At 71.3% G+C, this 25,448-nt stretch carries 26 protein-coding genes, 11 tRNA genes and 2 pseudogenes; 28 read left to right on the top strand and 11 right to left on the bottom strand.

Translation table 11 applies throughout. The features are described from left to right. A complete protein-coding gene (locus ACFY1H_RS24755) occupies positions 1-618 on the top strand; it encodes a helix-turn-helix domain-containing protein (protein WP_366581185.1) in 618 nt (205 codons plus the stop codon). Between the two features lie 79 nt (positions 619-697). Here the strand turns inward: ACFY1H_RS24755 and ACFY1H_RS24750 are convergent, their stop codons facing one another. Next, positions 698-1,393, bottom strand: coding sequence for a type 1 glutamine amidotransferase domain-containing protein (locus ACFY1H_RS24750; RefSeq protein WP_386949940.1), 696 nt, complete (start codon positions 1,391-1,393; stop codon positions 698-700). 98 nt (positions 1,394-1,491) lie between these two features. Continuing rightward, positions 1,492-2,550, bottom strand: coding sequence for an NAD(P)H-dependent flavin oxidoreductase (locus ACFY1H_RS24745; RefSeq protein WP_386949937.1), 1,059 nt, complete (start codon positions 2,548-2,550; stop codon positions 1,492-1,494). A gap of 100 nt (positions 2,551-2,650) precedes the next feature. Here ACFY1H_RS24745 and ACFY1H_RS24740 point away from each other — a divergent pair. From ACFY1H_RS24740 to ACFY1H_RS24725, 4 genes and pseudogenes are all read left to right on the top strand, one after another. Beyond that, positions 2,651-2,809 (top strand): annotated as a pseudogene (locus ACFY1H_RS24740) (LysR family transcriptional regulator); the annotation flags it as partial. Positions 2,810-2,912: 103 nt separating this feature from the next. Next, positions 2,913-3,194, top strand: a complete 282-nt coding sequence (locus ACFY1H_RS24735) for a hypothetical protein (protein ID WP_366581650.1) — start codon at positions 2,913-2,915, stop codon at positions 3,192-3,194. A gap of 111 nt (positions 3,195-3,305) precedes the next feature. After that, complete coding sequence (locus tag ACFY1H_RS24730) at positions 3,306-3,476, top strand: hypothetical protein (RefSeq protein WP_366581190.1); 171 nt, start codon at positions 3,306-3,308, stop codon at positions 3,474-3,476. Between the two features lie 185 nt (positions 3,477-3,661). Then, positions 3,662-3,746: transfer RNA gene (locus tag ACFY1H_RS24725), tRNA-Tyr, on the top strand. A gap of 75 nt (positions 3,747-3,821) precedes the next feature. Here the strand turns inward: ACFY1H_RS24725 and ACFY1H_RS24720 are convergent. Continuing rightward, a pseudogene (locus ACFY1H_RS24720) lies at positions 3,822-4,601 on the bottom strand (transposase family protein). A gap of 114 nt (positions 4,602-4,715) precedes the next feature. On the opposite strand from ACFY1H_RS24720, the gene ACFY1H_RS24715 reads away from it, so the two are divergent. The 12 genes from ACFY1H_RS24715 (at position 4,716) to ACFY1H_RS24660 (ending at position 7,040) form a co-directional block, all read left to right on the top strand. Beyond that, positions 4,716-4,789 (top strand) — tRNA-Arg (locus tag ACFY1H_RS24715). A gap of 14 nt (positions 4,790-4,803) precedes the next feature. Further along, positions 4,804-4,876 (top strand) — tRNA-Asp (locus tag ACFY1H_RS24710). Between the two features lie 134 nt (positions 4,877-5,010). Further along, positions 5,011-5,082 (top strand) — tRNA-Glu (locus ACFY1H_RS24705). Position 5,083: 1 nt separating this feature from the next. Next, positions 5,084-5,157 (top strand) — tRNA-Leu (locus tag ACFY1H_RS24700). 43 nt (positions 5,158-5,200) lie between these two features. Next, positions 5,201-5,274 (top strand) — tRNA-Leu (locus tag ACFY1H_RS24695). 5 nt (positions 5,275-5,279) lie between these two features. Next, positions 5,280-5,352 (top strand) — tRNA-Gln (locus ACFY1H_RS24690). Between the two features lie 10 nt (positions 5,353-5,362). Continuing rightward, positions 5,363-5,434: transfer RNA gene (locus ACFY1H_RS24685), tRNA-Gln, on the top strand. An 18-nt stretch (positions 5,435-5,452) separates the two neighbouring features. Next, positions 5,453-5,542: transfer RNA gene (locus ACFY1H_RS24680), tRNA-Ser, on the top strand. Positions 5,543-5,577: 35 nt separating this feature from the next. Next, positions 5,578-5,667, top strand: a tRNA-Ser gene (locus ACFY1H_RS24675). Between the two features lie 26 nt (positions 5,668-5,693). Next, a tRNA-Arg gene (locus tag ACFY1H_RS24670) sits at positions 5,694-5,765 on the top strand. 218 nt (positions 5,766-5,983) lie between these two features. Then, on the top strand, positions 5,984-6,430 hold the full coding sequence (locus ACFY1H_RS24665; RefSeq protein WP_386949933.1) for a hypothetical protein: 447 nt from the start codon (positions 5,984-5,986) through the stop codon (positions 6,428-6,430). Between the two features lie 25 nt (positions 6,431-6,455). Then, positions 6,456-7,040: a uracil-DNA glycosylase family protein gene (locus ACFY1H_RS24660; RefSeq protein ID WP_386949930.1), complete on the top strand. Its 585-nt coding sequence runs from the start codon at positions 6,456-6,458 to the stop codon at positions 7,038-7,040. Positions 7,041-7,049: 9 nt separating this feature from the next. Here ACFY1H_RS24660 and ACFY1H_RS24655 read toward each other — a convergent pair whose 3' ends face one another. Together ACFY1H_RS24655 and ACFY1H_RS24650 are read right to left on the bottom strand one after the other, a co-directional pair. Beyond that, a complete protein-coding gene (locus tag ACFY1H_RS24655; RefSeq protein WP_386949927.1) occupies positions 7,050-7,961 on the bottom strand; it encodes a glutaminase in 912 nt (303 codons plus the stop codon). 48 nt (positions 7,962-8,009) lie between these two features. After that, positions 8,010-8,459 (bottom strand): group II truncated hemoglobin, encoded by a 450-nt coding sequence (locus ACFY1H_RS24650; protein WP_366581197.1) that lies wholly within the window; start codon positions 8,457-8,459, stop codon positions 8,010-8,012. A 275-nt stretch (positions 8,460-8,734) separates the two neighbouring features. Between ACFY1H_RS24650 and ACFY1H_RS24645 the strand changes: the two genes are divergently transcribed. Both ACFY1H_RS24645 and ACFY1H_RS24640 read left to right on the top strand, forming a co-directional pair. After that, on the top strand, positions 8,735-9,586 hold the full coding sequence (locus tag ACFY1H_RS24645) for a hypothetical protein (protein ID WP_386949924.1): 852 nt from the start codon (positions 8,735-8,737) through the stop codon (positions 9,584-9,586). Between the two features lie 65 nt (positions 9,587-9,651). Next, entirely contained in the window at positions 9,652-10,539 is an 888-nt protein-coding gene (locus ACFY1H_RS24640; protein ID WP_386949921.1) for an alpha/beta fold hydrolase, read from the top strand. A gap of 38 nt (positions 10,540-10,577) precedes the next feature. Here ACFY1H_RS24640 and ACFY1H_RS24635 read toward each other — a convergent pair whose 3' ends face one another. Continuing rightward, on the bottom strand, positions 10,578-12,107 hold the full coding sequence (locus tag ACFY1H_RS24635; RefSeq protein WP_386949918.1) for a sulfatase-like hydrolase/transferase: 1,530 nt from the start codon (positions 12,105-12,107) through the stop codon (positions 10,578-10,580). A gap of 393 nt (positions 12,108-12,500) precedes the next feature. On the opposite strand from ACFY1H_RS24635, the gene ACFY1H_RS24630 reads away from it, so the two are divergent. Both ACFY1H_RS24630 and ACFY1H_RS24625 read left to right on the top strand, forming a co-directional pair. Continuing rightward, positions 12,501-12,932, top strand: coding sequence for an OsmC family protein (locus tag ACFY1H_RS24630; RefSeq protein WP_366581207.1), 432 nt, complete (start codon positions 12,501-12,503; stop codon positions 12,930-12,932). Positions 12,933-13,094: 162 nt separating this feature from the next. Beyond that, complete coding sequence (locus ACFY1H_RS24625) at positions 13,095-13,829, top strand: VIT1/CCC1 transporter family protein (RefSeq protein ID WP_366581209.1); 735 nt, start codon at positions 13,095-13,097, stop codon at positions 13,827-13,829. 12 nt (positions 13,830-13,841) lie between these two features. Here ACFY1H_RS24625 and ACFY1H_RS24620 read toward each other — a convergent pair whose 3' ends face one another. Continuing rightward, the gene (locus ACFY1H_RS24620; RefSeq protein ID WP_366581211.1) at positions 13,842-14,525 is read right to left on the bottom strand and encodes an SDR family NAD(P)-dependent oxidoreductase; all 684 of its coding nucleotides are present in this window, start codon (positions 14,523-14,525) and stop codon (positions 13,842-13,844) included. Positions 14,526-14,626: 101 nt separating this feature from the next. Here ACFY1H_RS24620 and ACFY1H_RS24615 point away from each other — a divergent pair, with 101 nt between their 5' ends. Beyond that, entirely contained in the window at positions 14,627-15,472 is an 846-nt protein-coding gene (locus ACFY1H_RS24615) for a helix-turn-helix transcriptional regulator (RefSeq protein ID WP_386949913.1), read from the top strand. Between the two features lie 3 nt (positions 15,473-15,475). On the opposite strand, the gene ACFY1H_RS24610 is transcribed toward ACFY1H_RS24615, so the two are convergent. Beyond that, a complete protein-coding gene (locus ACFY1H_RS24610) occupies positions 15,476-16,258 on the bottom strand; it encodes an inositol monophosphatase family protein (RefSeq protein WP_386949910.1) in 783 nt (260 codons plus the stop codon). 83 nt (positions 16,259-16,341) lie between these two features. Here ACFY1H_RS24610 and ACFY1H_RS24605 point away from each other — a divergent pair, with 83 nt between their 5' ends. Further along, complete coding sequence (locus tag ACFY1H_RS24605) at positions 16,342-17,277, top strand: AsnC family transcriptional regulator (protein WP_386949907.1); 936 nt, start codon at positions 16,342-16,344, stop codon at positions 17,275-17,277. A 3-nt stretch (positions 17,278-17,280) separates the two neighbouring features. Here the strand turns inward: ACFY1H_RS24605 and ACFY1H_RS24600 are convergent, their stop codons facing one another. Beyond that, positions 17,281-18,903, bottom strand: a complete 1,623-nt coding sequence (locus tag ACFY1H_RS24600) for a class I adenylate-forming enzyme family protein (RefSeq protein WP_386949904.1) — start codon at positions 18,901-18,903, stop codon at positions 17,281-17,283. Between the two features lie 16 nt (positions 18,904-18,919). Then, positions 18,920-20,569, bottom strand: coding sequence for a class I adenylate-forming enzyme family protein (locus tag ACFY1H_RS24595; protein WP_386949901.1), 1,650 nt, complete (start codon positions 20,567-20,569; stop codon positions 18,920-18,922). Positions 20,570-20,694: 125 nt separating this feature from the next. Between ACFY1H_RS24595 and ACFY1H_RS24590 the strand changes: the two genes are divergently transcribed. The 3 genes from ACFY1H_RS24590 to ACFY1H_RS24580 are packed head-to-tail and all read left to right on the top strand — an operon-like array spanning position 20,695 to position 23,570. Continuing rightward, positions 20,695-22,080: a phytoene desaturase family protein gene (locus ACFY1H_RS24590; protein WP_386949898.1), complete on the top strand. Its 1,386-nt coding sequence runs from the start codon at positions 20,695-20,697 to the stop codon at positions 22,078-22,080. Continuing rightward, the gene (locus ACFY1H_RS24585; protein ID WP_386949896.1) at positions 22,081-23,202 is read left to right on the top strand and encodes an LLM class flavin-dependent oxidoreductase; all 1,122 of its coding nucleotides are present in this window, start codon (positions 22,081-22,083) and stop codon (positions 23,200-23,202) included. Further along, positions 23,199-23,570, top strand: coding sequence for a nuclear transport factor 2 family protein (locus ACFY1H_RS24580; protein ID WP_366581224.1), 372 nt, complete (start codon positions 23,199-23,201; stop codon positions 23,568-23,570). The genes ACFY1H_RS24585 and ACFY1H_RS24580 overlap by 4 nt, the downstream gene beginning before the upstream one ends. On the opposite strand, the gene ACFY1H_RS24575 is transcribed toward ACFY1H_RS24580, so the two are convergent. Next, the gene (locus ACFY1H_RS24575; RefSeq protein ID WP_386949893.1) at positions 23,565-24,674 is read right to left on the bottom strand and encodes a hypothetical protein; all 1,110 of its coding nucleotides are present in this window, start codon (positions 24,672-24,674) and stop codon (positions 23,565-23,567) included. The two genes, ACFY1H_RS24580 and ACFY1H_RS24575, sit on opposite strands and share 6 nt — an antisense overlap. A 196-nt stretch (positions 24,675-24,870) precedes the next feature. On the opposite strand from ACFY1H_RS24575, the gene ACFY1H_RS24570 reads away from it, so the two are divergent. Together ACFY1H_RS24570 and ACFY1H_RS24565 are read left to right on the top strand one after the other, a co-directional pair. After that, positions 24,871-25,038: a hypothetical protein gene (locus ACFY1H_RS24570; RefSeq protein WP_366581228.1), complete on the top strand. Its 168-nt coding sequence runs from the start codon at positions 24,871-24,873 to the stop codon at positions 25,036-25,038. Further along, positions 25,035-25,445, top strand: a complete 411-nt coding sequence (locus ACFY1H_RS24565) for a nuclear transport factor 2 family protein (protein WP_366581229.1) — start codon at positions 25,035-25,037, stop codon at positions 25,443-25,445. The genes ACFY1H_RS24570 and ACFY1H_RS24565 overlap by 4 nt, the downstream gene beginning before the upstream one ends. The last annotated feature ends 3 nt before the right edge of the window (positions 25,446-25,448 follow it).

The raw sequence follows: 25,448 nt of genomic DNA, 5'->3' as shown, positions 1-25,448 counted from the left end.
GTGAACGACACCGCCGGGCAGGCGTCGAACCGGCGCGGGCGCGACCGGGCCCGCACCGAGGCCGACCTCCTCCAGGCGACGTTCGACCTCCTCCAGCGCGACGGGATCTTCGCCGGGCTGAACCTGCAGGAGGTCGCCGACCGCTCGGGGGTGAACCGAGGCCAGATCTACCAGTACTTCGGCGACCGGCGCTCCCTGCTGAGGGCGGCCGTGGCCCACCGCGCGCGGGAATGGGCGGCCGGCGCGAAACGGCACTGGGAAGCGTCGTTCCTCGGCCGCCGCAAGGCGATGTTCCGCAGCGCGCTAGCCAACCCGGCGCCCACGCTGGTCGAGGCCCTGCTGGCGATCGACGGCGACCCGGACTACCACGCCCTGCCCGAGATCGAGAAGACCCGAGCCGCCCTCGAACGCGACCAGGCCACCGGTGCCCTGCCCGCCGACGCCGACGCGATCGCGATGCACGTGTTCATGGTCGCGGCCTACAAGGGCTACCTCATCTTCCGCGAAGCGCTCGCGCGTGACGTCGGCGTGCCGGTCGAGGAGCTCGACGCCCGCGTGCTGGCCGTGCACGACCAGGCGGCCGCGGCGATGACCGAGGACGACGCGCGAGACCGGTGAGTTTCACGGCGGCAGGGACTGCCGATCGCACGGTCGCCGGCGGAGCCCGCGTGGCCGCGCACCCCGCCGGCGATCGTGTCTACTTCAGAGCGTTGAGGAGTTCCTGCGCCAGCGGTGCGGCCGAGGCCGGGTTCTGTCCCGTGTAGAGGGTCCGGTCGACGACCGTGTACGGCTGCCAGTCCGGCCCGCGCTCGAACGCGACGCCGAGCTTGCCCAGCTCGTCCTCCAGCAGCCACTTGGCCTTCGGGCCGAGGCCGACCGCGTTCTCCTCGTCGTTGGTGAACCCGGTGACGCGGTAGCCGGCGAACGGGGACTCGCCGCGCTCGTCGCGCGTCGCCAGCAGCGCGGCGGGCGCGTGGCACACCACGGCGAGCGGTTTGCCCGAGGCGAGGGCGGCGTTGAGCAGCGCGCCGGAGTCGGCGTCGTGGGAGAGGTCCTCCATCGGGCCGTGGCCGCCGGGGTAGTAGACGGCGTCGTAGTCCGGCAGGTGCACGTCCGCGAGCACGATCGGCTCACGCAGCTCGCCCGCGGACTCGATGACCCGCGCGAGCTTCGCGGCCTCCTCCTCGCCGCCGGCCATGTCCGGGTTCAGGCTGCCCTGGTCGACGGCCGGCACCACACCGCCCGGGGTCGCCACCACGATCGTGTGGCCCGCGTCCTTGAGCGCGGTGTACGGGGCGGCGAACTCCTCGGCCCAGTACCCGGTCGGGTGCCGGGTGCCGTCGCTGAGCGTCCAGTGGTCGGCGCCCGTTATGACGAACAGGACTCGTGCCATGGTTCTCGTTCTCCTCCGGTCGATGACGGATTGCCCGCGTGGGGTACCCGTTCCGGCGGCCGCCGACCTGTCGCCGATCTCACCCGTCCGGTTGAGGGCTAGAGCCGATGCGACAGCCGCGTGAGGATGTCGGCGGCGGGTTCGGCGGTGGCGTGCCGGTAGCCGGTGCCGGCCCACAGGTGCACGCGCTCGGCGTCGCCGGCCTGCACGGCCGCCTTGCGCAGCCCACTGGTCAGGTGGTGCAGGGCCGGGTACCCGGCGGGGGCCTCGGCCGAGTGGTCGTCGGTGAACGCGTTGCGCAGCCCGCGCGCGGGGCGGCCGGTGAACGCGCGCGTGACAACTGTCTCCCGGCGGGCCGGGTCGGCCAGCGCTTCGCGGTGGGGCTTCGACGCGCCGCTCTCGTCGGACCGCAGCAGCACGGTGCCGACGGCCACGGCGGTGGCGCCGGCGTTCAGCGCTTCGGCCACGGCCTCGGGGGTGGCGAGCCCGCCGGCGCCGACCAGGGGCAGCGACACGGCGGCGCGGATCTCGCCGAGGAGCTGCGGCAGCGGCACCGCCGGCGGGACACGGTCGGGCGTGAGCGTGCCCGAGTGCCCGCCCGCGGCTGCGGCCTGCACGAGCAGGAGATCCGCACCGGCGTCGGCGGCCAGCCGGGCTTCGTCGGCCGAGGTCACGGTCTGCGCGACCACCGTGCCGGCGCGGCGCAGCCGGGCGAAGACCGACGCGTCCGGCAGGCCGAAGGTGAAGCTGACCAGCGGGACGGGGCCGGCCAGCAGGAGGTCGAGCTTGGCCTGCCAGTGGTCGTCGTCCTCGGTGATCGCCTGCGGGAGGTCGACGCCGTAGCGGTCGGCGTCGGCCCGCAGCGCGCCGGCGTAGCGGCGGTAGGCGTCCGGGTCGACGGGCACCGGGTTGGGCGCGAACAGGTTGACCCCGAACGGGATGCCCAGCGCGCGGACCTGGGTGATCTGCTCGGCGAGCGCTTCGGCCGTCTTGTACCCACCGGCGACGAAGCCGAGGCCCCCGGCGCTCGCCGCCGCGGCCACCAGGGCGGGCGTGGTGCCCCCGCCCGCCATCGGCGCCGCCAGGACCGGCGAGATCACCCCGAGACCGGACAGCGAGCTGTGCATGTCGAACGCCTTCTTTCTTCGCCGGGTCAACCCTTCGCCTCCACGCTAGGCACCCGCGGCCGCGTTGGGAAATACGCGTCGGGGCGCCGCTCCGCGGGCGTGGCCGAGGGCACAGCGGCGGGCCTCGGCGGTGGCACGGCCGGCGTTGCTGCCGGGTACGAACGGGCCGGTGCAGTCCACGTACGCCGCCCAGGAGCTCGTCATCAAGCGGCCCGCGCTCAGCCGGACCGTGCTCCGGCTCGAGGAGCTGCTGCGCGTGAGACTGCGGGACCGCTCGTCGCGGCAGGTGGAGCTGACGGACGTGAGCCGGGGGTTTCTGGGCCACGTCCTGGGGAGGTGCTGGGGAACTCGACCGCCGTTCAACTGGCTGCCGCCCGCGGGCGCAGGAGACCGTGACGCGGTTCGAACGCGCCACCGGCAGCTCGGTCGACCTCGTGCGCATCGACGACCCGCTCGCGGCTGTGCCTCAGGAGAATGTGGACGTCGCGCTCGCGCGCGGGTCCGTGCGTTCACTGCGGCTGCAGGGCGTGCACTTCTTCGCGGAGGACAGGGCGGCCGTGTTCGCGGAGACGTCCCGCTCGCCGGTGCGCCGCGTATTCCGGTCGCGGCCGGCGTTCCTGCCGGGTACGAACGGGCCGGTGCCACGGCGGTTCTCGGAAGTGGCGCTCGGGTGAGGAAATCGGCTCGATAATAAAGATTGACACCCGGGTGTGGGTTCGCGATTATGTAATGGAGCTGAACGCAAGAGCTCATCGAACCGGCACAGAAACTCAGAAGGAGTCGTCGTGGCGAGCATGGAGAAGCGAGGGTCGCAGCGCCGCTATCTCGGCGATCTGCGCGATGCGCTGCGCTCGTCGGATGCGCTGTCATCGATGCCGCGCCGGCCGCAAGAGCGGCTCAGTGGCTCGATGCTGCCTGAAGAGCAGCTGCTGAGCACCGGGGGCTCCCCACCGTGACGTGAGTGACGTCATGACCGGGAGCCGCCCATCGGGAAACCGATTCGGGCGGCTTTCTCTATTTCGGGCACCCGAAAAATGGTGCGAAATCTATTTGTTGGATGTGCTGCGCCCATTTCTTCGGCGCTTGGTCTTTGTCAACTACACAGCGGAGCAGAAACACGCTCGCCGGCCGCGGCGAGCACGGTGGGGCTGGGCACAGGTGAGCCCACCCGGCTGTAACCCGGACGCCCTTCGGAGGCTTTGACGGTTCGACTCCGTCCCCCACCACGCGAGGCCGATGCGACTGCTGGCTAAGGGATGTCTCGTAACTGCTCTTGAGGTTGGTGGGACTGGTGTTGTGGATCAGTCTGGGAGGAGGATGTTGTGCAGATGCGCGATGCTGGAGACCGTGTCGTTCAGTGTGCTGGCGGCGCGGCGATAGTCGCGCAGGATTTTCCAGCACTTCATCCGCGCCAGTGCGTGTTCGACGCGGGCACGGATCTTGCGGTGGCCGGCGTTGAGGTCTTCCTGCCAGTCCGGCAGATCGCTGCCGTCACGGGGTTTGCGGTAGGGCATGATCACGGCCGGGTTGCCTTGGTAGCCACCGTCGGCCATCACCGGGCGCCCCGCCAGGTCCTGCTCGATGCCGCAGGCGCGGTAGACGGTGCAGTCGTTGCGGTTGCCCGGATGCGCGTCGCCGGTGGCGATCACCAACCTGGTGTCGGCATCGATCGCGACCTGCACGTTCGCCGAGTACCGGTAGTTCTTCGAGGGTGCCGCCAGCCGGTGATCCCGCGTCGGCACCAAGGTGCCGTCCACGATCGCGACCGAGTCGATCCGCCGCTTGCGGACCGGGGCCAGCGCCAGCAGCGGGCCGATCGTGTCGATCACCCGGTGTGCCGCGGAATGTGACACCCCGAACAGCGGCCCGATCTGGCGCATCGTCAGGTTCGTCCGCCAGTACGTCGCGACCAGCAGCATACGATCAGCCAGATCAAGACGTCACTGACGACCAGGCCGACCATCAGCAATGTCGTCACCACCACGGTCCGCCACGACCCGCACCAACTTGCGGAACTGCCCCGGCTCCAACCCCGTGAACGGGGCAATCCACTCCGACCGCGACGCCGAGATCACCTGCACCACACCATGATCAACCAACACCCCCAACCGACCCACACCGGGTTACGAGACAACCCTTAGGTCACCGCCCCTTCAAGGCGGGGGACCGGGATCGATACCCGGATCGGCTGCCACACCCCTGTAGCTCAGCTGGACAGAGCGCCGGATTACGGATCCGGAGGTCCCAGGTTCGAGTCCTGGTAGGGGTACGCAGGGTTTTCAGGCTCACGTGGCCCAGTGGCGAGGGCAGCTCCTTGTCGAGGAGACGATCGCGGGTTCGAGTCCCGTCGTGAGCGCGGGTCCGGCACTCGAGGGGGTGCCCGGCCGACGAGTGCGAGGGAGACGGGAACCCATCCGCTTCGGGAGCGGAAGACACCGCGTTCGACTCGCGGGCACTCGACTGAGCCCGGTGTGAAGACGTCACCGGCACGGCGCGTTGGTCCAGCGGAACGGACACCGGCCCCTCAAGCCGAAGACGCGGGTTCGACTCCCGCACGCGCTACGCGGTTGTAGCCCAATTGGCAGAGGCACCTGGCTGAGGGCCAGGCCAGTCGGGGTTCGAATCCCCGCAACCGCACGCAGCTCCACCGAAGACGGGTCCCCGCGCGAGGGGACCCCGCGCCCTCGTAGCCCAACCGGCAGAGGCACCGGACCCAGGCTCCGGACAGTCCAGGTTCGACTCCTGGCGAGGGCACGCTTTCCCGGGTGGTGTATCCGGTGAACACGGCGGATTTTGGTTCCGCAGAGCCAGGTTCGAGTCCTGGCCCGGGAGCGCTGCGCGATGCCCGTTCGTCCAACCGGCAGGACTTCGGACCCTGGATCCGGCAACCGAGGTTCGAATCCTCGACGGGCAGCTTCACGCGGCAAGACGAGGAGGGCTGGCCGAGTGGCAAGGCACCGGATTGCTAATCCGTGGTCCGGGACTCGACGTCCCGGCGCGCGTTCGATCCGCGCGCCCTCCGCGCACGACGGCGGCACGAGAGTGCCGCCGGGCCAAGGAGGATTGGCCGAGTGGTAAGGCAGCCGTTTCGAAAACGGTGGTCGGGTGTGCTGAGCACCCGCGTGGGTTCGACTCCTGCATCCTCCGCACCTCGCCGGCGTGTACCCGGCGAAGCCCTCGTGGTCCAACGGACACGACTCCGGCGTCCGAAGCCGGGAACGCAGGTTCGACTCCTGCCGGGGGCACCGCGGCACACCGCGACGCGCGGGGCCCAGTGGCCGGCCGGGGCTCATATCCCCGGATCGCCTGGGTCGACACCAGGACGCGCGACCCGACTCTGCTCCGCTGGTAGTTGCCGGGCACACCACCGTCGGGCGCATGCATGCCCTGCACACCTGCGGGTTCCTCGCGCTCCCGGCCTCGCTACGATCCCGCGATCGCCACACCGAGGGGGGACTCGCCAATGCCGGAACTGCTGGGCGCGATCGACAGCGGCATCACGGTCGAGTACGGCCAGTTCGTGCTGCAGGAGATCTCGATGAACCGCAGCGCGCTGTCCGTCGGGGACCCGAGCGGTGACTGGCTCGTCGTGGGCGGGGCCGGGGGACTGCTGCTGCACAGCGCCGGGAACGACCACAACCCGGCCGTGCGGGTGGAGCTGTGGGACACTGAGCCGCCGGCGGCGCACGGAGAGTGGGACCGGGTGGTCACGGTCGCGTGCGACCTGGGCGAGGGGGTGCGCCTGCAGTCCGTCACCGCGGCGATGTCGCCCGACGTTCTCACGCTCGCCCGGTCCGGCCCGCACCACGCCCGCGTGCACGGGGGCGGCCGCGCCGCGACGGCGGAGCTGGGCGAAGGGACGTTCGCCCGGGGGGCCGAGCGCTGGCTGATCCAGCTCTGGCCCGCGTGAGGGGCCCGGATATTCTCGCCGGACCATGACGAACCTCGACCGGATCCGCGCCGACCTCATCGCCGACCCCGACAACGCGTGGGCGAAGGAAGCCGGCTACGAGCCCCTCTACACCGCGGAGCCGTCGGCGAAGGTGGCGCTCATCGGCCAGGCGCCGGGGCGGAAGGCGCAGGAGAGCGGCGTCCCCTGGAACGACGCCAGCGGCGTGAAGCTGCGCGGCTGGCTCGGGGTGACCAACGGGGAGTTCTACGACCCCGCGCTGTTCGCGATCGTGCCGATGGACTTCTTCTACCCCGGCAAAGCGGCCTCCGGTGACGCGCCGCCGCGGCGCGGGATCGCGGAGAAGTGGCATCCGCGGATTTTCGCCGAGCTGCCCGAGATCCGGGTGACGGTGCTCGTCGGCAGCTACGCGCAGAAGCACTACCTGCACGCCGGGCGCTCGCGGAGCCTCACGGAGACCGTGCGGTCGTTCCGGGACTACCTGCCGTCGACGATCCCGCTGGTGCACCCGTCGCCGCTGAACGTGGGGTGGCACCTGCGGAACCCGTGGTTCGAGCAGGAGGTCGTGCCGGAGCTGCGGATGCTGGTGGCGGCCGCGCTCAAGCCCTGAGTGGACGCATCAGAAGATGCTGAGCCCGGTGACGTTGCCGAACGTCTCGAGCGCCATCGCCGCGGACACGGAGTTGCCCTTCTCGTCGAGTCCCGGCCCCCACGCGGCGATCGCGCAGCGGTCCGGCACGATCGCGAGGATCCCGCCGCCGACGCCGCTCTTGCACGGCAGCCCCACGCGGTAGGCGAACTCGCCGGCGGCGTCGTAGGTGCCGCAGGTGAGCATGATCGCGTTGATGCGCCGGGCGTCCTGTTTGGACAGCAGGCGCGTGCCGTCGCGGCGGACGCCGTGGCGCGCCAGGACCAGCCCCGCGCGGGCGAGCTCGACGCACGAGGCCATGATCGAGCACTGGCGGAAGTAGTGGTCGAGCATCTCGTCGACGGGGTTGAGGACGTTGCCGAAATCGGCCATCAGGTAGGCCAGCGAACGGTTGCGGTTCCCGGTGCGCGTCTCGGACTCGGCCATCGCCGGGTCGTAGGTGAGGCTGGGGTTCCCGGTCTCCGCGGCCATGAACGCGCACAGCGCACCGCAGGCGTCGCCCGTGTCCGCGAGGAGCTGGTCGGTGACCAGCAGCGCGCCCGCGTTGATGAACGGGTTGCGCGGCACGCCGCGTTCGATCTCCAGCTGGATCAGCGAGTTGAACCGCGTCCCCGACGGCTCCCGGTTCACGCGCCGCCAGATCGACGCGTCGTCGTGCCCGAGCACGTGCGCCAGCGCGAAGGCCTTCGAGATGCTCTGGATCGAGAACGGCACCTTGGCGTCACCCACCTGGTGCAGCTCGCCGTCGACGGTCGCCACCGCGAACCCGAACTGACCGGGGTCCACGCAGATCAGGTCGGGGATGTAGTCCGCCACCTTGCCCGCCCCGATGTGCGGCCGCGTGGCCGCCCACACCTCACCGACAGCGCGCTCGTAGTCCACCGGCCGCCCTTCCCGCACGTGATCCCAGCGGGCTCGATGATGTCACGCCTACTGCGGGTCGTCGCCGGCCCAGGTCCAGCGGGGAACCTCGCGCAGGGGATGGAGGTCGGCGTCGGTTTCGGCGTGCGAGTTCTGCAGGGCGACCTGGGAGCCGAACTCGACGTGTTCGCGCACGGCGTCCCGGAAGGGCGCGTCGGCGGGCATGCCCGCGGTGTCGAGGGCTGCGAGGTAGAGCTGCACGAACCGCTGCCGCTGGGCCTCGGTGATCTTCAGCCCCCGGTGGACGGCGATGAGGTGCGCGAACCCCAGCTCACGCGAGAAGCGCTCCGGACCGCCGAACGACTCGGCCGTGAACGCCGTCAGGTGCTCGACGTGCCTCGGCTGCCCCGCGCCGAACAACGGCTGCAGCAGCGGGTCCACCAGCACGCTGTCGTAGAACACCTGCTCCAGCCGATGGAGGGCCGCTTCGCCGCCGGCGTGCTCGAACAGTGAGGGCATGCACCCAGCCTAGGCCCGATATCGCCCACGACGGGCAATTTCGCCGCCGGCGTAGCCGGTGATGAACCACCCGGCCCCAGCCGCGGTGACCGACTGACCCTCACAAGCGTCACTACCGCCTCGGCGAGCGCGGGAGCCCCTGACTGATCACGGTCCGCAGTCGCCGTTCGACCGTGCGCGAAACCGGGATCTCCGCATGGCGGATTCCTCGGCCGCCCATTGCCAGGTACAGATGGTAGTCGACCTGTTACGTTCTGGCGCCTGGGGAGGGCGAGTTGAACGACTACTTGTCCCTGTTGCCATCGACATTGCAATGGGTGTCGAACCGGCTGGGGTCTGTGTCGGACGTGCCGTGGCCGCTGTGGATCGGTCTCTTGTTCCCGGTCTACGTCGCGGCGATTTCGGTGGTGATCTGGTTGTTGCGCGGTCGCTTCTGGTTGGTGCACTGCGCGTATCCCAAGACCAGCAAGGGCTGGGAGTGCCGGAACTGGGTGCCGGGCGAGTGGTCCCGGTGCAGGCATCACAACCGGCGGCGGAACTACCGGTTCGGACACTCGGTGAATCCCGGCATTCAACGATGGCAGACCTTCGGCAAAGGCGACGTGATCGTCGACCGGCCGGAACGCGGCGTCGGCTTGGTACGGCTCCGGCCGGCCGGTGCGACGTTGCTCTACCAGCGCGGGTATCCCCGCCCACCGTTGTTGGTGCTGCGGCAGCTGCCGGCCACGGCTGCGGCAGCGTGGCGTCGGATCCGCCAGGCTCGGATCAAACGCCCCGCAGGCAGCCAGCGGGTCGAGGTCAGGCCTGGTGATGTGCGCACAGATGTCGCGGCGGGGCTCGAGCGCGTGGTGGCCGCGACCCGATTCGCCATGGTCGCGTTCGTTGCGGCAATCGTGCTCACGGGCGTGGCGGTCCTGGTCAGCGGTGCGGCGCAGACGTTGCTGCAGTACCTGGCGACGCTGGGCTTCGTTCTGGCTTGGGCCGCGACGAGTTCTGGGATCTACAGCCGCAGCGAGACGTGGTTGCGGGGTGCCTGCCTGAAGGGCTTGAAGTGGTGGTTCTTCACCTTCGTCCCGGTCGCAGTGCTCAACCTGGTCTTCACCGTCGCGAACAGTGCGCCGGCCTGAGGCCGGCACGGTGCGCCGGCCGGCGGGTTACAGTCGATCATGAAGCCGCCCCGTCGGAGGTGTCGATGAGTGTTCCCTTGCCGGAGGAGTTCGGGTACCGGCGGGTCGACGTGGGGGGCGTGCGGATCAACTGCGCGGTCGCCGGGGAGGGGCCGCCGGTGTTGCTGCTGCACGGGTATCCGCAGACGCACCTGATCTGGCACCACGTCGCGCCGCGGCTGGCGGAGGGGTTCACCGTGGTGCTGACCGATTTGCGCGGGTACGGCGACAGCGACAAACCGGCCGCGGGCGACCACGAGTACTCCAAACGGGCCATGGCGGACGACCAGCTGCAGCTCATGGCGAAGCTGGGTTTCGACCGCTTCGCCGTCGCCGGGCACGATCGGGGCGGGCGGGTGGCGCATCGGCTCGCGCTCGACGCGCCCGGGGCCGTGAAGGCGGTGGCGGTGCTGGACATCGTCCCCACCCGGTACGCGTTCCAGCACGCCGGCAAGGACTTCGGCCTCGGGTACTACCACTGGTTCTTCCTCGCCGCCGGCAACGGCATCCCCGAGCGGCTGCTCGCCGGTGACCCCGGGTTCTGGGTCACCTCGCGCATGCACTCCCGCCACCACGGCGGCACGCCCTTCGACCCCGCTGCCGTCGCCGAGTACGTGCGCTGTTTCTCCACGCCGGAGGCGATCGCCGCTTCGTGCGCGGACTACCGCGCCGCCGCGGGCATCGACCTCGAGCACGACGACGCGGACGCCGCGGCGGGCCGGCTCGTGACCAGCCCGCTGCTGGCGCTGTGGGGGAGCAGCAGCTTCGTCGGCCGGACCTACGACGTGCCCGCGGTGTGGCGCGAGTACGCGACGGACCTGCACACGCTCGCCGTCGAGAGCGACCACTACCTGCCGGAGGAACAACCGGAGATTGTCGCCGCAGCGTTGCGGGACTTCTTCACGGAGACCTGAGCCCCGGCACCGGTCCTGGCCGACGTCAGCGGATCCGGTCAGGAAGTCGCGGGGATCTCCGGCTGCGACAGCCGGGCGTCGAGTGAGCGCAGGGCCTGGGCCGTGAGACTGGGAGTCGTGGCGGCCAGTTCCCACACGGACAGCGCCGCGACCGAGGCGGCGAAGTCGTCGTCGGCGAGCATCGGCAAGTGGCGCGCGAGAACTTCACGGACGGCCGGGGCCAGTTCGCCGATCGGGGTCCGGACGGCGGAGCCGAACTCGGACGCCGGCGGGAGCTCCTCCAGCACGGCGAGGGCGTTGTCGCGCTGGGCGCGGACCAGGAGGTGCGCCCGGGTCACCGGTCCGTCGGCGGGCAGGCCGAGGCGTTCGAACTGGGACGCGGGCGCGTCGGCGGCCCGCATCAGGTCGGCCAGCCGGGTGGCCATCGTGAGCTCGAGGTCGTCGTCGACGAGGGGGTTGTGCTGGCCGGGGTCGGTTTCGAGGTCGAACAGCAGGGTGCCGAACGCGTGCGGGTCGCCCCAGGCGTAGCCGGGCAGGCGCAGCACCGGCGCGCCCTTGGTGAAGGGCAGGGGCGGGATCAGTTCGGCGTCGCGGAGTTCGGCGGGGGAGAAGCGGGTGTTCATGTGGGTGGGCATGAGGGTGTGCTCGAACAGCGGCTCGTTCGCGGGGGTGGCGGAGGCTCGCAGGTAGACGTAGCGGCCGTCGGTGACGTTGACGTGGGCACCGAAGCTGCCGAACAAGCAGGCTTCCCGCGTGGTCGCGCCCGTCAGCGGGAGGCCCTGCATGTCGGGAGGCCTTGGTACGCCGAAGAAGTCGAGCAAAGTCGGTCCGAAGTCGACGGTCTGCACCAGCTCGGCCCGGCGCCCGCCGCGGGCGCCGGTGCGCGGGTCCCAGACGAACAGGGGCGTGTGGATGTTCTCGTCGTACCACGGTTGCACGTTCTTGCCCCACCAGCCGTGCTCACCGAGCAGCAGGCCGTGGTCGGTGCAGACGATGAGGAGGGTGTCGTCCCACAGCCCGTGGGTGTCCATCGCGTCGAGGACCCGGCCGAGGGAACTGTCGCACATGGACAGCAGGGCGCGGTACTCGTCGCGGACCCGCACCGTGTCGCCGGGTTGTTCGGTGACGCGGCGGTAGCCGGGCCAGTCGTACTTCGGGCCTTCGTGCTGCAGCGAATACCGCGCGCGATGGTCCTCGGTGGCGACGAACGGTTCGTGCGGGTCGAAGCACTCGATCTGGAGGAACCAGTCCTGCTCGCCCGCGTTGGTGCCGAGGAACTCCAGCCCGGCGTCGACGGTGAGCGTCTGCGGGTGCTGCCCGGGTTTGAGGAAGTGCTGCCGGTTCACCCAGTGCTGGCGGATCATCGCCGACGCCCGCCGCGCCCCGACCGCCGGTTCCGGGATGTCGGGATCGGCGACCTGGCCCTTCCAGCGGTCGCCTTCCTGGCCGCGGAAGAACTCGTAGGTGTCGAAGCGGTTGTGGTAGGTCGCGCCGCCGTCTTCCCAGTAGTGCCGGTGATCCGTCACGAGGTGGGTGTGCACGCCGTGGCGCGAGAGCAGTTCGGGCACGGAGTCGTCGAACGGTTCCAGCGGACCCCACGACCGGTTGCAGGAAGTTGTAGCGGCCCGTGTGCAGCTCCCGGCGCGCCGGCATGCACGGCATGCTGCCCGCGTAGCAGTTGTCGAACGTCACGGCCGCCTCGGCCAGGCGCTCGAACTGCGGCGCGTGCACCCCGGTCGCCCCGTACGGCGGCAGGTACCTGCGGTTGAGCGTGTCGAACAGGACGACGATCGCGCGCATGCGCCGGGCTCCTCCTCGTCAGGCGGGTTCCACCCCGCCCAGCCTAGGGAACCCGGGGGACGCGCAGCGGCCGAACTTTGGCGAACGCGGCCCCCGCCTGATTGACTGTGGCTGCCCGGCTCGGCCGGGCACCAGGCACCCAAGACGATTCTGGAGGACGCATGCCCGTCTCGAAGGCGCACGCGAACTGGAACGGCGACCTTCCCACCGGATCCGGGCAGTTCACCGCCGGGGGAGGCAGCATCACCGGGAGCGTGACCTTCAAGTCGCGCTTCGAGGACGGCCCGGGGTCGAACCCGGAACAGCTCATCGCCGCGGCGCACGCGTCGTGCTTCTCGATGGCGCTGGCCAACACGCTGGCGACCGCGGGATTCCCGGCCGAGTCGATCGAAACGGACGCTTCGGTCACGCTGCGTCCGGTCGACGGCGCCCCGACGATCATCAAGATCGAGCTCGTGACGGAGGGCCGCGTGCCCGGCGTCAACGAGGAGCAGTTCAAGGAGTACGCGGCGCAGGCCAAGGCCGGCTGCCCGGTCAGCCGCGCGCTGGCGGGCGTCCCCGAGGTCACGCTGGACGCGTCGCTGGCCGGCTGAGCCACGCGGGCGCTCGCTCCCGCGCGGGGCGAGCGCCCGACCAGTCCGGGACCCCACGACCCGTCCCGTCGCGGCGGCCGAGGCGATCACCCCGTGACGCCGCACCGCGAACGAGCCAGATCCCGGCGGGCGGACCCGGAACGCCCCGGTGAGAATCGGGGCATGAGTGAACGCTCCGAGCCCGGTGGTCGCCGGGCCGCGACCACCGGCTGGGCCCACCGCCACCGCGACGTCTCCGGTGGCTGGCTCCGCCCGACCGTGTTCGGCGCGGTCGACGGCCTGGTCACCAACGCGGCCCTCATCGCGGGTGTCGGCGGCAGCGGCGTCGCGCCGCACACGATCGTGCTCACCGGGCTGGCCGGCCTGGTCGCCGGGGCGTTCTCGATGGGTGCCGGCGAGTACGTGTCGGTGACCAACCAGAACGAGCTCGTGCAGGCCGAGGTCGCGCTCGAAGCCGACATGCACGCCCGCTTCCCGCAGCAGGAGCACGACGAGCTGGTCAGCCGCTTCGTCTCCTACGGCGCCGACGACGACACCGCCCGCCGCATGGCCGAAGCCGTCGCGCGCGACCCCGACCAGGCGCTGCGGCTGCACACGCGCGAGGAGCTGGGTGTCGACCCGCAGGACCTGCCGTCCGCGCTGCTGGCGGGCAGCGCGTCGTTCGTCGCGTTCTCGATCGGTGCGCTGCTGCCGTTGCTGCCGTACCTGCTCGGCGCGAGCACGCTGGTCGTGTCGCTGATCCTGACGGCCCTCGCGCTGCTCGCCGGAGGGATGACGGTCGGCAGGCTGACCGGGCGGCCGTGGGTCCACTCCGGACTGCGGCAGCTCGTCCTCGGCGCTCTGGCCGTCGCCGTGACCTACGGAATCGGCCAGCTGATCGGCGCGCCGGTCAGCTGAGGACGCCCGTGGTCACCAGCCCAGCTCGCGGTCGTCCTCCTGGAAGGTGCCGGTGGGGCCGTCGGTGCCGATCGTGGCCATGCGGACCACCGCGCGGGCGCTGACCTCGACCGGGCGGCCCTCGCTGTTGGCCATGCCACCCAGCTCGGTGGCGGTGTAGCCCGGCTCGACCGCGTTGACCTTGATCTCCGGCACGGCCCGCGCGTACTGGACGGTGAGCATGGAGACGGCGGCCTTGCTCGCGCCGTACACGATCGCGGACACGTGCGACGCGGGGCGGGCGGGGTCGTGGTTGGCCGCGAAGGAGCCGAGCGCGCTGGAGATGTTGACGACGACCGGGTTCGCGGACCGCTTCAGCAGCGGCAGCGCGGCTTCCGTGACGCGGACGATCGAGACGGCGTTGGTGTCGAACACTTTCAGCGCGTCGGGGCCGTTGAGGGCGAGCAGGGCGATGCCGGCGTTGTTGACGAGGACGTCGAGCCCGCCGTCGGCGTCGATGCGGGCGAACGCGGCGGTGACGGAGGCGTCGTCGGTCACGTCGAGCCGCACGAATCGCGCGCCGATTTCCGCGGCGGCGGCGCGGCCGCGGGCTTCGTCGCGGGCGCCGAGGTAGGCGGTGTGCCCGGCGGCGACGAGCTGGCGGGCGGTTTCCTTGCCGAGGCCGCGGTTGGCCCCGGTGATCAGTGTTGTGGTCATGCCTCGAGCGTGCGCTCCGGTCGCGGCAGCAGACAGCCGTCGCGTTTTCCTGGGACTGGCGGGGCCAGGACAACGGCGGCGGCCGGGGGCAGACTGACGGGGTGGAGTCGTGGGAGTTCGGGCGGATGGTGCGCCGCTGGCGAGACCGGGTGGCGCCCGAGACCGTCGGCGTGCCGGTCGGGACGCGACGGCGGGCGAGCGGGCTGCGGCGCGAGGAGCTCGCCGCACTGGCCGGGATCTCGGCCGACTACCTGACGCGCCTCGAACAGGGCCGGGCGACCGGGCCGTCCGCGCAGGTGGTGGAGGCGCTCGCCCGGGCGCTGCGGCTGTCCGACCAGGAGCGGGACCTGCTCTTCCGCCTCGCGGGCCACGCGGCGCCCGGGCTCGACGTCGTCACTTCGCGGGTCACGCCGAGTGTCCAGCGCCTGCTCGACCGTCTGGCCCACACCCCGGTCGTCGTCTACGACGCCACCTGGACCGTCCTGCTCGCCAACGCGCCGTACGACGCGTTGATGGGCGAGACCTCGACGTGGCGCGGCATCGAACGCAACGCCGTGTGGCGCAACTTCGTCGGGCCGCGCAATCGCATCGTCCACAGTGCACAGGAGCAGGCCGACCACGAGGCCCGGCTGGTCGCGGACCTGAGGCTCACCGCCTCGCGGTACCCCGCGGACCACGCCCTGCGGCGGCTCGTCGGCGAGCTCGCCGACCAGAGCCCGCGCTTCGCCGAGCTCTGGGACGCCGACGCCCCGATGTCGCCGCCGGACCCGGCGCGGCACAAGACCGTGGCGCACCCGGCGGCCGGGCCGATCACCCTCGACTGCGACACCCTCGTCGTGGCCGGCGACGACGTGCGGATCATGGTGTACACCGCCGAACCCGGTACCGAGGACGCGGAGCGCTTGGCGTTGGCGATCGTGCTGGGCACGCAGACGCTGGTCGAGTAGCGATCACGCGTTTTTCAGCAGGTCCAGGAAGGCGCCGTGGAGCTGGGCGGGCGCGGCGAGGAACGACGTGGCCTGCGGGTGCCAGGAGTTGCCGTCGGCGTCGGTGACGACCGCGCCGGCCTCGCGGGCGATCAGGCTCGCGCCGAGGAGGTTGCCGGCGTCGCGGCCGTACAGCCAGAAGCCGTCCATGCGCCCGGCGGCGACGTCCGCGATCTGCAGGGAGGTCGGGCCCAAGTTGCGGACGGCGCCGACGTGGGGGAGGACGGCCGCGAGCGAGCGGCCGGCCTGCTCGGCGGCGTCGGGCTGGGTCGTGATGAACGGCGGCTGGCTGGTGCCGACGAGCGTGACCGGGAGCTCGGCCGTGGCGGACGGGGTGAGGCGCTCGCCGTTGAGGAACGCGCCGAGGCCGGTCGCCGCGTGGTGGGTCTCGCCGCGGACTTCGCTGTGGATCACGGCGGCGACCGGGGCGGCGTCCTCGACGAGGGTGATGCTGACGCACCAGTGGGGCAGGCCGCGCAGGTACTGGACGGCGCCGTCGGCGAGGTCGATGACCCAGCGCTGCTCGCCGGGCGGGACGGTGGTGTCGATCTCGTCGGCCCAGGCCACGCCGGGCCGCAGTGCGGTGAGCCGGGCGCGGACTGCGCGCTCGGCCGAGTGTTCCAGCGCGTCGAAGGTCTGGCGGAACTCGGCGAAGGTGGTGGGGGCCGTGGGCCTGGGCCGGGCGGCGAGGAGGCGGCCGGCTTCGCGGGCCGCGGTGATCATGCCGTCGATGAGGGTGGTCGTCATGGGACAAGCGTGCTCCCGGGTGGGTGCCAGGTACGGATTTTGACGGCATTTTCGATCGGATTTGGTGCCATCATGAGCTGGTGGTGAGCGATGACGTCCTCGAAGACGACGATCTGCGGCTGATCGCGGCCCTGCAGTGCGACGGCCGCGTGACGATCGAACGCGCGGCGGCCGTGCTCGGCCTCACCCAGCGCACGGTCCGCCGGCGACTGCGCGTGTTGCTGGACGGCGTCGTGCGCGTGGTCGCCACCCGCCCGTGCGCTGCGTTCCCGGGCGCGACTCTGCTGCGGATCCGGGTGCTGCGCGGCAAGATCGACGTCGTCACCGCCGCCCTCGCAGCCCGCGACGACGTCCTCTACCTCGACCTCTCCCACGCCGGCGACGAGATCTCGGCCGCCGTCCTGTCCGACCCGAGCCGCCGCAACGCCCTCGTCTTCCGCCAGCTCCCCGCGACGACCGCCGTCACCGAGATCCACGCCGAAACCGTCATGCACGTTTTCTCCGACGCGAGCGACTGGCGCCTCGGCGTGCTCACCGTCGCCGAACGAGCGGCACTCACCGTGGCGGCCACTCCGGACGCCGCCGGCCCCCTCGACGCCGTCGACTCCGCGATCCTCACCGCACTGGCCCGCGACGCCCGCCTGCCCGCGGCCACCGTCGCCGCCGAGGTGCGCCACCCCGAGTCCACCGTGCGCCGCCGCCTCGCCACCCTCCTCACCGACGGCCGCCTCCTCACCCAGACCTTCGTCGACCCGCACCGCCTCGGCCTCCGCATCGACGCGAACATCACCATGCAGGTCCCACCCGCGAACCTCGACCACGCCGGCCGCACCCTCGCCCACCACCCGGCCGTTCACGGCGCTCTCGCCACGACCGGCCGCGGCAACCTCCACGCCGCCGTCTGGCTGCGCGATCTGGACCACCTGTACCGGTTCGTCACCGAGGACCTGGCGCAACTGGGGGTGGAACGGGTGGAGACCTTCCTGGTGGGTGAGGCGGTGAAACGGCCGGGAAAATGAGGCCTAGCCGGTCTGCTTCGAGCGCGACGACAGCCGGGGCGCTTCGGTGATGCCCGCGGCGCGCAGTTCCGAGGCGATGGTCTCCCGCAGGCGGAACTTCTGCACCTTCGTGCCCGACATCGGCCAGTCCGTGACGAAGCGGATGTAGCGGGGCACCTTGAACGTCGCGATGCGGCCGAGGCAGTGGTCGATCAGGGTGCGTTCCGTGGCGTGCGCGCCGGGGCGGAGCTGGACGAAGGCGGCGGCCACTTCGCCCAGGCGGGCGTCCGGGGCGGCGACGACCTGGACGACGCCGCAGGCGGGGTGGGCGGCGAGGCAGTCTTCGACCTCGGCGGCGGAGACGTTTTCGCCGCCGACTTTGAGCAAGTCTTTGAGCCGGGAAACGAAGGAGAGGCGGCCGGCGGAGTCGGCGACGACCAGGTCGCCCGTGGAGAACCAGCCGGCGGGGTCGAGGCGTTCGGCGGTCAGCTCGGGGTCGCGGTGGTAGTGGGAGAACAGGGAGGTGCCGCGGAACTGGAGCTCGCCGCGGGTGCCGGCGGGGACCGGTGCGCGGGTCGACGGGTCGACGACGCGGACTTCCATGTGCCGCAGCACTTTGCCGCTCGTGGTGGCGCGGACGTCGGCCGGGTCGTCGGGGGAGCCGACGCAGCAGAAGCCGAGGGATTCCGTCGAGCCGAGGGACGACATCTGCACGGCCGGGGCGATCCGGGCCTGCATGGCGCGCAGCCGTTCGGGCGCGCCGACGTTGAGGACCAGGCGCAGCGCGGACAGATCCGTACGGGCGAACTCGGGGTGGTCGAGCACGCGCAGCCAGATCGTCTCGAAGGCGGGAAACGCGACCGTGCACCGTTCTTCGGACAGCTGACGCAGCGCCGGACCCGGCTCGAACGGTCCGGTGTGGACCATCGCGCACCCGGCCGCCAGGGCTGCGAGGACGACGTCGTAGCCGCCGCAGTGGAACATCGGCAGGGCGGTCCAGAAGCGGTCCTGCGCGGTGAGACCGAGCCGTTCGGCGACGGCTTCCCCCTCGGCCACCAGGGAAGCATTGTCGTGCACACAGCCATTCGGCCGCGCGGTCGTGCCGGAGGTGTAGAGGATCAACGCGGGATCCTCGGCGCGCACACCGGCCCGGGCCGCGGCCACTGTTCCGGCGTCGGCGGAATTCGCCGAGAACGCGACACGCGACAGCCAGCCGGCGGGCACCGGGCCGTCGTCCACGGCGACGACCGCACGCAGCACCGGCGCCCCACGCAGGGAAAGCTGCCCGGAACACGCCGCGAGCCCGGGCAGGGCCGACGCGAGGACCGGCCCGAGCGCGGTGTCGGCGAACAGCAGCCGCAGGTCCGCGTGCTCCACCACGTACGCCAGCTCGGCGGCCTTCAGCCGCGGGTTCACCGGGACGGTGACCGCGCCCAGGTACGCGATCCCGAGCCAGGTCGTCACACTCGCGATGCCGCCCGGCACCAGCACGCCGACGTGGTCACCGGGCCGGATTCCCCGCGCCCACAACGATCCCGCCAACCGCCGGGCCTCGACGGCGATCTCGCCGTAAGTCAAGCGCCCGTCCGGGAACACGACTTCGCGCCCGGCGGCGCACGACTCGAGCAGATCCGGGATGGTGGACATGGTCCCTCCAGAGCGACTACTGGCCGACCCGCGGCGCTTCCGTGATGCCGGCGGCCGCCAGCTCGTCCGCGATCCTCTTGCGCAGCTCCGCTTTCTTGATCTTCGTCCCCGACATCGGCCACTCGGTCACCCAGCGGACGTAGCGCGGCACCCGGTAGGACGCGATCCGCCCGACGCAATGCTCGATCAGCTCCCGCCCGGTCACCGACCAGCCCGGCTTGAGCTGGACGAACGCCGCCGGCACCTCGACGTACCGCGCGTCCGGAGCCGCCACCACGGCCACGATCGCCACGGCCGGGTGCGTGAGCAGGTGCCCCTCGACCTCGGCCGCCGCGACGTTCTCGCCGCCCACCTTGAGCATGTCCTTGAGCCGGGAGACGAACGTCAGCCGCCCGTCGGAATCCGCGACGACCACGTCGCCGGTGTGGAACCAGCCGGCCGGGTCGAACACGCGCGCGGTCAGCTCGGGGTCGCGGAAGTACCCGTCGAACGTGTTGGGGCCACGGAAAAGCAGCTCACCCGGCACGCCGGCAGGCACGTCGAAACCCGAGGGATCGACGACCCGGCACCGCATCCCCGGCATCGGGTGCCCGCCGGTTTCCCCGCGTTTGTCCGGCGGGTCGTCGAGCCGGTTGAGCGTGAGGAACGCCGCGGACTCGGTCATCGCCACGCAGGACACGTGCACCGCGTCCGGGAGCCGCGCCGCCATCGCGCGGAGCCGTTCGGGCACGCCGACCACCATCACGACCCGGATCCGCGACAGGTCGTGCGCGGCGAAGTCCGGCCGGTCGAGCACCGGCAGCCAGATCGTCTCGAACGCCGCCAGCGCGACGGTGACGCGCTCGCGGACCAGGAGCTCCAACGTCGTGGCGGGGTCGAAGAACCGCGGGTGCACGAACGTGGCGCCCGCCGTGAGGCAGGTGAGGGCGAAGGTGATCCCGCCGCCGTGAAACAGCGGGATCGCCGTCCATACCCGGTCTTGCGCGGTCAGCGGCATCCGCTCGCCGGCGATGCCGTCGGCCAGCCGAGTGAGTGCTTCGTGGCTGAGCATCGCGCCTTTGGGCGCGGCCGTCGTCCCCGACGTGTAGACCAGCAACGCCGTGTCGCGTACCCGCACGCTCGCCGCCGCCGCGTCGGCTTCGGCCGCAGTGCACGGGGTCGCGAAGAACTCCGCGGACGACATCAGCCCGCCACCGCCGGGACCACCCAGGTGCACGACGTGCTCCAGCTCGGCCGCAGCTCCTTCGGCGAGCCCCGGAAACGTCCGGTGCAGCAGCTCGGCGAAGTCGGGCTCGCCGGCCTGCGGGGGAGCGGTCACGAGCACCCGCATCCCGGAGTGCGTGACGATGCCTTCGAGCTCCACGGACTTGAACCGCGCGTTGACCGGCACCGCGATCGCGCCGGCTTCGGTCGCGGCCACCAGCATCGCGACGAGGTCGACCGACGCGGGCAGCAGGATCCCGACCCGGTCGCCGGGCTGGACTCCCAGCCCCAGCAGTGCCCGGGTGAACTCCCGGACGCGGTCGGCGAGGGCGCCGTAGGTGGCCCGTTCACCAGGGAAGACGAGGGCTTCTCGGTCGGGATGCGCCAGCGCGCCACGGCGCACCAGATCGCCCAGCGTGGTGGCAGCCACGGGCCGGACGGATCCGGCGGCTCTGCTCGTCATCGGCGACTCCCCGCTCTATCTACCGACCGTTTGACAAACTAGCGCGCTTACTCGATGGTGGACAAGCCGGAAAACCCAGCCGCGACAGTGCGTTCAACGCGACTGCGGCGAAGAAAGGTGATGCCGTGTCGAGCTACGACGTGGTGGTGATCGGGGCGGGCGCGGCCGGCCTGTGCGCGGGGGCGCTGCTCGCGCGCGAGGGCAAACGGGTCGTCGTGCTCGACCGCAGCCCGTACCTGGGCGGGCGAGCCATGGCCGTGCCGGACGAGGGGTTCACCGTCAACCTCGGCGGGCACCTGATCGAAGACGGCGGATCCGGCCTCACCAAGGTGTTCGAGCACGTGGGCAAGGAGCTGATCCACGGCGAGGTCAGCAAGGAGATGCCGATCTGGGAGAACGGGTCGGGCTGGGGCTCGATCCGCGACCGCTACACCGACCGCGCGGAGCTCAAGAAGGTCGTCAAGGCGCTCGCCGACACCCCGTACTCCGAACTCGACGACTGGGACGACCGGCCGCTGCGCGAGTGGATCCACCAGCACACCTCCGACCAGGGCGTGGTGGACCTGTTCGAGTACATCTCCGTGCTGGAGTGCATGACCGACAACTGGTACGACCACTCCGCCAGCGACAACCTCTACGTGCGCAAGATGCACTACGAGGAGCGCAACACCGCCGCCTACTCGTGCTGGCCCGGCCAGGGCTGGGACGGGCTGTGGCGCGACCTCGCCGACGCGATCACCGGGCACGGCGGCGAGCTGCGGCTGGGGACCTCGGTCGAGCGCGTGATCGTCGAAAACGGTGCGGTGCAAGGCGTCGCGGTCGCGCGCGAGCCGAAGGTGCTGCCCAACGAGTTCTTCGAGGAGGAGATCCTCGAGGCCCCCGCGGTGATCTCCACGCTGCCGGTGTGGCACGTGCTGAACGTGGTGCCGCGCAGCGTGCTCCCGGAGTGGTACGCCTCGCAGATCGAGTTCCTGGCGCAGGACAAGTTCCGCATCGCCTGGCTCGGCCTCTACCTCGCCACGGAGGAGCCGGTCACGCGGTTCGACCCGCGTGAGCTCTCGACGTGGACCGCGACCCCGTCGACGGACTGCTCCGGGTTCATGTTCGACCAGTCGGCGATGGACCCGTCGTGCTCGCCCGAAGGCACGCACCTGCACGTGCTGGGCGCGATCATCCCCGGCGCGAAGGGCCGCGACCGCGAATGGTGCCGCGCCACGATGCAGGCCTTCGAACGCGACGTCGAGACGATGTGGCCCGGCCTGGCGAACCCGGTCTGGCGGCGCCGGCACCTGGTGTTCGAGCCGAGCTTCGGCGTGATCCAGATGCCCGGCCTGGTCGGGAAGTACCGGCCGCACTGGCGCGCGCCCAACGTCGAGGGGCTGTGGTTCGCCAGCGAGACCTTCCGCAGCCGCGGCGTCGGCACCGACCGCGCGGCCCGCGCCGCCCTCACGTGCGTCGAGGACTACCTCGGGGCGCGGATCCCGACGTTCGGCGATGGATGGAGGTACTGAGTGGAGCGTCTGCAGCTCGGTGTGCCCGGTCAGATCATGCCGCCCGCGGACGCCGCGGTGAAGTTCGCGCGCCGCAGCGAGGCCGAGGGCTTCGACGCCGTGTGGTGGCCCGACCACCTCATGGGCTGGCACGCCGACACCATGTGGACTCCGGACCTGACGCCGCTGGCCGCGGTGCAGCCCAACCCGCACGCGTACTTCGACCCGCTGATCATGATGGGGGTGGTCGGGGCGCAGACCGAGCGGATCAAGGTCGGGGTCGTCGTCACCGACCTGATCCGGCGCAACCCGGCGATGGCCGCGGCCAGTGCGCTGACGCTGGACCACGTCACGAAGGGCCGCGCGATCATCGGGCTCGGCTCGGGGGAACGGCTCAACATCACGCCGTACGGGATGTCGTTCGACAAGCCCGTCGCGAAGCTGGGCGAAGGCATCGACGTGATGCGGCTGCTGTGGGAGGCCGACGGACCCGTCGACTACGCCGGGAAGTTCCACACCCTGGAGAACGCCGTCCTCGGATTGCAGCCCTACCAAGGAAAAGCGCCCGAGATCTGGACGGCCGCGCACGGCCCGCGGATGCTGGAGCTGACCGGGGCCAAGGCCGACGGGTGGCTGCCCACCAAGATGTCACCCGCGGAGTACGCCAAGTCGCTCACCACGATCCGCCAGTCGGCGCAGGACGCGCGCCGTGATCCCGGGGCGATCACGCCCGGCATGCTCGGGTACCTGCTCATGGGGCCCGACGAGGAGACCGTGCAACGGCTCACCGAAGCGCCACTCGTGCGCGCGTTGTGCGTTCTGCTGCCCGCACAGGTCTTCCGCGACCTCGGTGTCGAACCGCCGCTCGACGCCCGCCCGGGCGGATCCGGGTTCCACGACTTCATCCCCACGGCCGTGTCGCGGGCCGAGTCGCTGCGGATCATCGACGCGATCCCGCCGAAAGTCGTGCGGCACTACGCGTTCTGCGGTACCCCGGCCCAGGTGGCCGAGCAGCTGGCGGAGTACCGCGAGGCCGGGCTGCGCCACCTCGTCATGTGGAACATCACCGCGTTCGGCGACCCGTCGCTGGCGAGGTGGTCGTTCCAGGCGATGACGGACCTGAAGAAGCTGGTCGGGTCGTGAGCCGGGCGGCGGTGGAGGCGTACTTCTCCGCGATCAACGCCGAACGGTTCGCCGAGCTGGCCGGGGTTTTCGCCGGCGACGTGGAGATCCACACCGTCGGCGCGGCCCCGGTCGTCGGCCGGGACGCGGCGATCGCGCACTTCACGAAGCTCCTCGCGGGCTATGCCGAGCACGACGACCGCGTGACGCGGTGGATCGAAGCCGGCGACGCCGTCGTGACGGAGATCGACTTCACGGGCCGCCTGCGCGACGGCCGGCCGATCGTCTTCACTGCACTCGACGTGTTCGACCTACGCGCGGGACGGATCGCGAAAGTTGCCACCTGGTACGACACCCGCGACGTGCGCCGCCAGGTGCTGGCGTCATAGGGCGCGGCCTTTCGCGGTCTGCACCATGTCCATCCGCTCGATGCCCGCCCCGAACGGCGCGGCCAGCGCGGCGAGACTCGCCAGCGCCTGCTCGTAGGCGGCCACCAAGGCGTCTTCGGCCGGGTAGTCGAAGGGGTCCGTGGTGCCCGACGCCCGCAGGAGCGGTTCGTTCGCCAGCATCCACTCCACGGTCTCGGCGATCCCGTCGGGCACCGAGACCACGTCGCGGTAGCCGAGGTCCTCGCGCAACCGGGTCGTGTCCACAATGGACGTCGGCGATTCCTGGCCGCCGAACGCCGAGACCGCGAGGCCGGGGTTGGGCAGTTCCCGGGGCAGCGACCGGATTTCCAGGTCGCGGCCCGCGGCGCGGGCGACGAGCTGCGCCCACTGCCGCACGGTGAGCAGGTCGTCGTCGGCGACGTTGTACGCCTGGCCCGCCGCGATCGCCGGCCGGTCGACGGCCAGCAGTACGGCCTCGGCCGCGTTGCGCGCAGCGGCGCGGGAGTGGATGCCGTGCCCGCCGTCGGCGAGGACCAGCCACGGCCGTCCGTCGAGCACGCGGCGCACCACGTTCCACTCCCACGCATACGGGTTGCGCGGCCCGTAGACGGTCGGGTAACGCAGGTAGGTCGCGGCGAAGGAACCCTTGGTGCCCAACGAGAAAACGTGGTCTTCGGTGCGCCGGATCGGGCCGGTGCTGTAGCCGGCGAAGCGCGGCTCGTCCGGCGCGACGAGCGGGTGCGAGTCCTCGCGCACGGGCAGCTGCACGCCGTACGGGAAACGCGAACCCGGGTTGACGTAACCCTGGTAGACCGGCACCCCGCCGACCACGACCAGGTGTGCGCAGCGGTTCGCGACCGCGTCGGCGATGAGCCGGACCCGGCCGTAGGTCGCGACGACCACGTCCCACCCGCCCTCGCCCACGGCACGCGCGATGTCGTCCGCCTCGAACGGGCTGCCGTGGACGTGCGGCACGTCCGGCAGCTCCGCGACCTCGTGGCGGCCGGTGTGGAACACCGTCACCTCGTGCCCGCGGGTGAGCAGCCCGGCCACGATCGGGGGACCGGTCGGGCCGGTGCCGCCGACGACGAGCGCGCGGCTCATCAGGCCAGGGCCGTTCGGGGGAAGCCTTCCGGCCTGCCGTCGTCGTGCACTGCAGCCTCCCTGGGCGAGTCCTGTCCGCAGCATGGCAAGCCCGATCTTCACTGTCAAACGGTTGGTTGACAGACCCTTGTTGGGGCTCCGGTGTGGTGCTAATCTCACCGCTACCAAACGGCCGTTAGTCAGTGACGATGACGTCATGGAGGACGCCGATGTCCGCAGCCGCCACCGCTGGTACAGCTCGATCATGGCCTTCCTGCCGAACCTCTCGGGCGCCGAGCAGGTGACGGCCGAGCGCGGCGTGTTCACCCCCGCCCCCACTTCGCTGCCCCTGACCTTCACGCCGCCTGAGGAGGCACCCGCATGACCGCACGCGCCGAGATCGAAAACGTCCTGGGCAAGGCTTCTTGGGGCTACGACGAGAACGACGTCGACCTGATCGCCGATCAGTTCACGGAGACGGCCACGATGACCATGCAGATCGGCCGCGAAGGCGACCCGATCGGGCCGTTCGAGGGCCGCGAGGCGATCCGCAAGCTGCACGCCGACTCGCTGGCCGCGCAGACCGACCAGCGTCGGCACAACCTGTCGAACCTGGTGCTCACCAAGGAAACCCCGGACAGCGCGGCGACGACCGCGAACCTCACCCTGCTCTCGATCGAGAACGGCGCGGTGCGCGTGCTCTCCAGCGGCTGGTACCGCGACGAGCTGGTGAAGCAGGGGGACCGCTGGCTGATCGCGACCCGGCACATCTACCTCGACCTGCCGTACTGATCC

It is taken from the genome of Amycolatopsis sp. NPDC001319, assembly GCF_042896185.1.
Lineage (GTDB): Bacteria > Actinomycetota > Actinomycetes > Mycobacteriales > Pseudonocardiaceae > Amycolatopsis.
The sequence above is the reverse complement of the archived record's forward strand: the minus strand, read 5'-3'. Positions and strand labels throughout refer to the sequence as shown.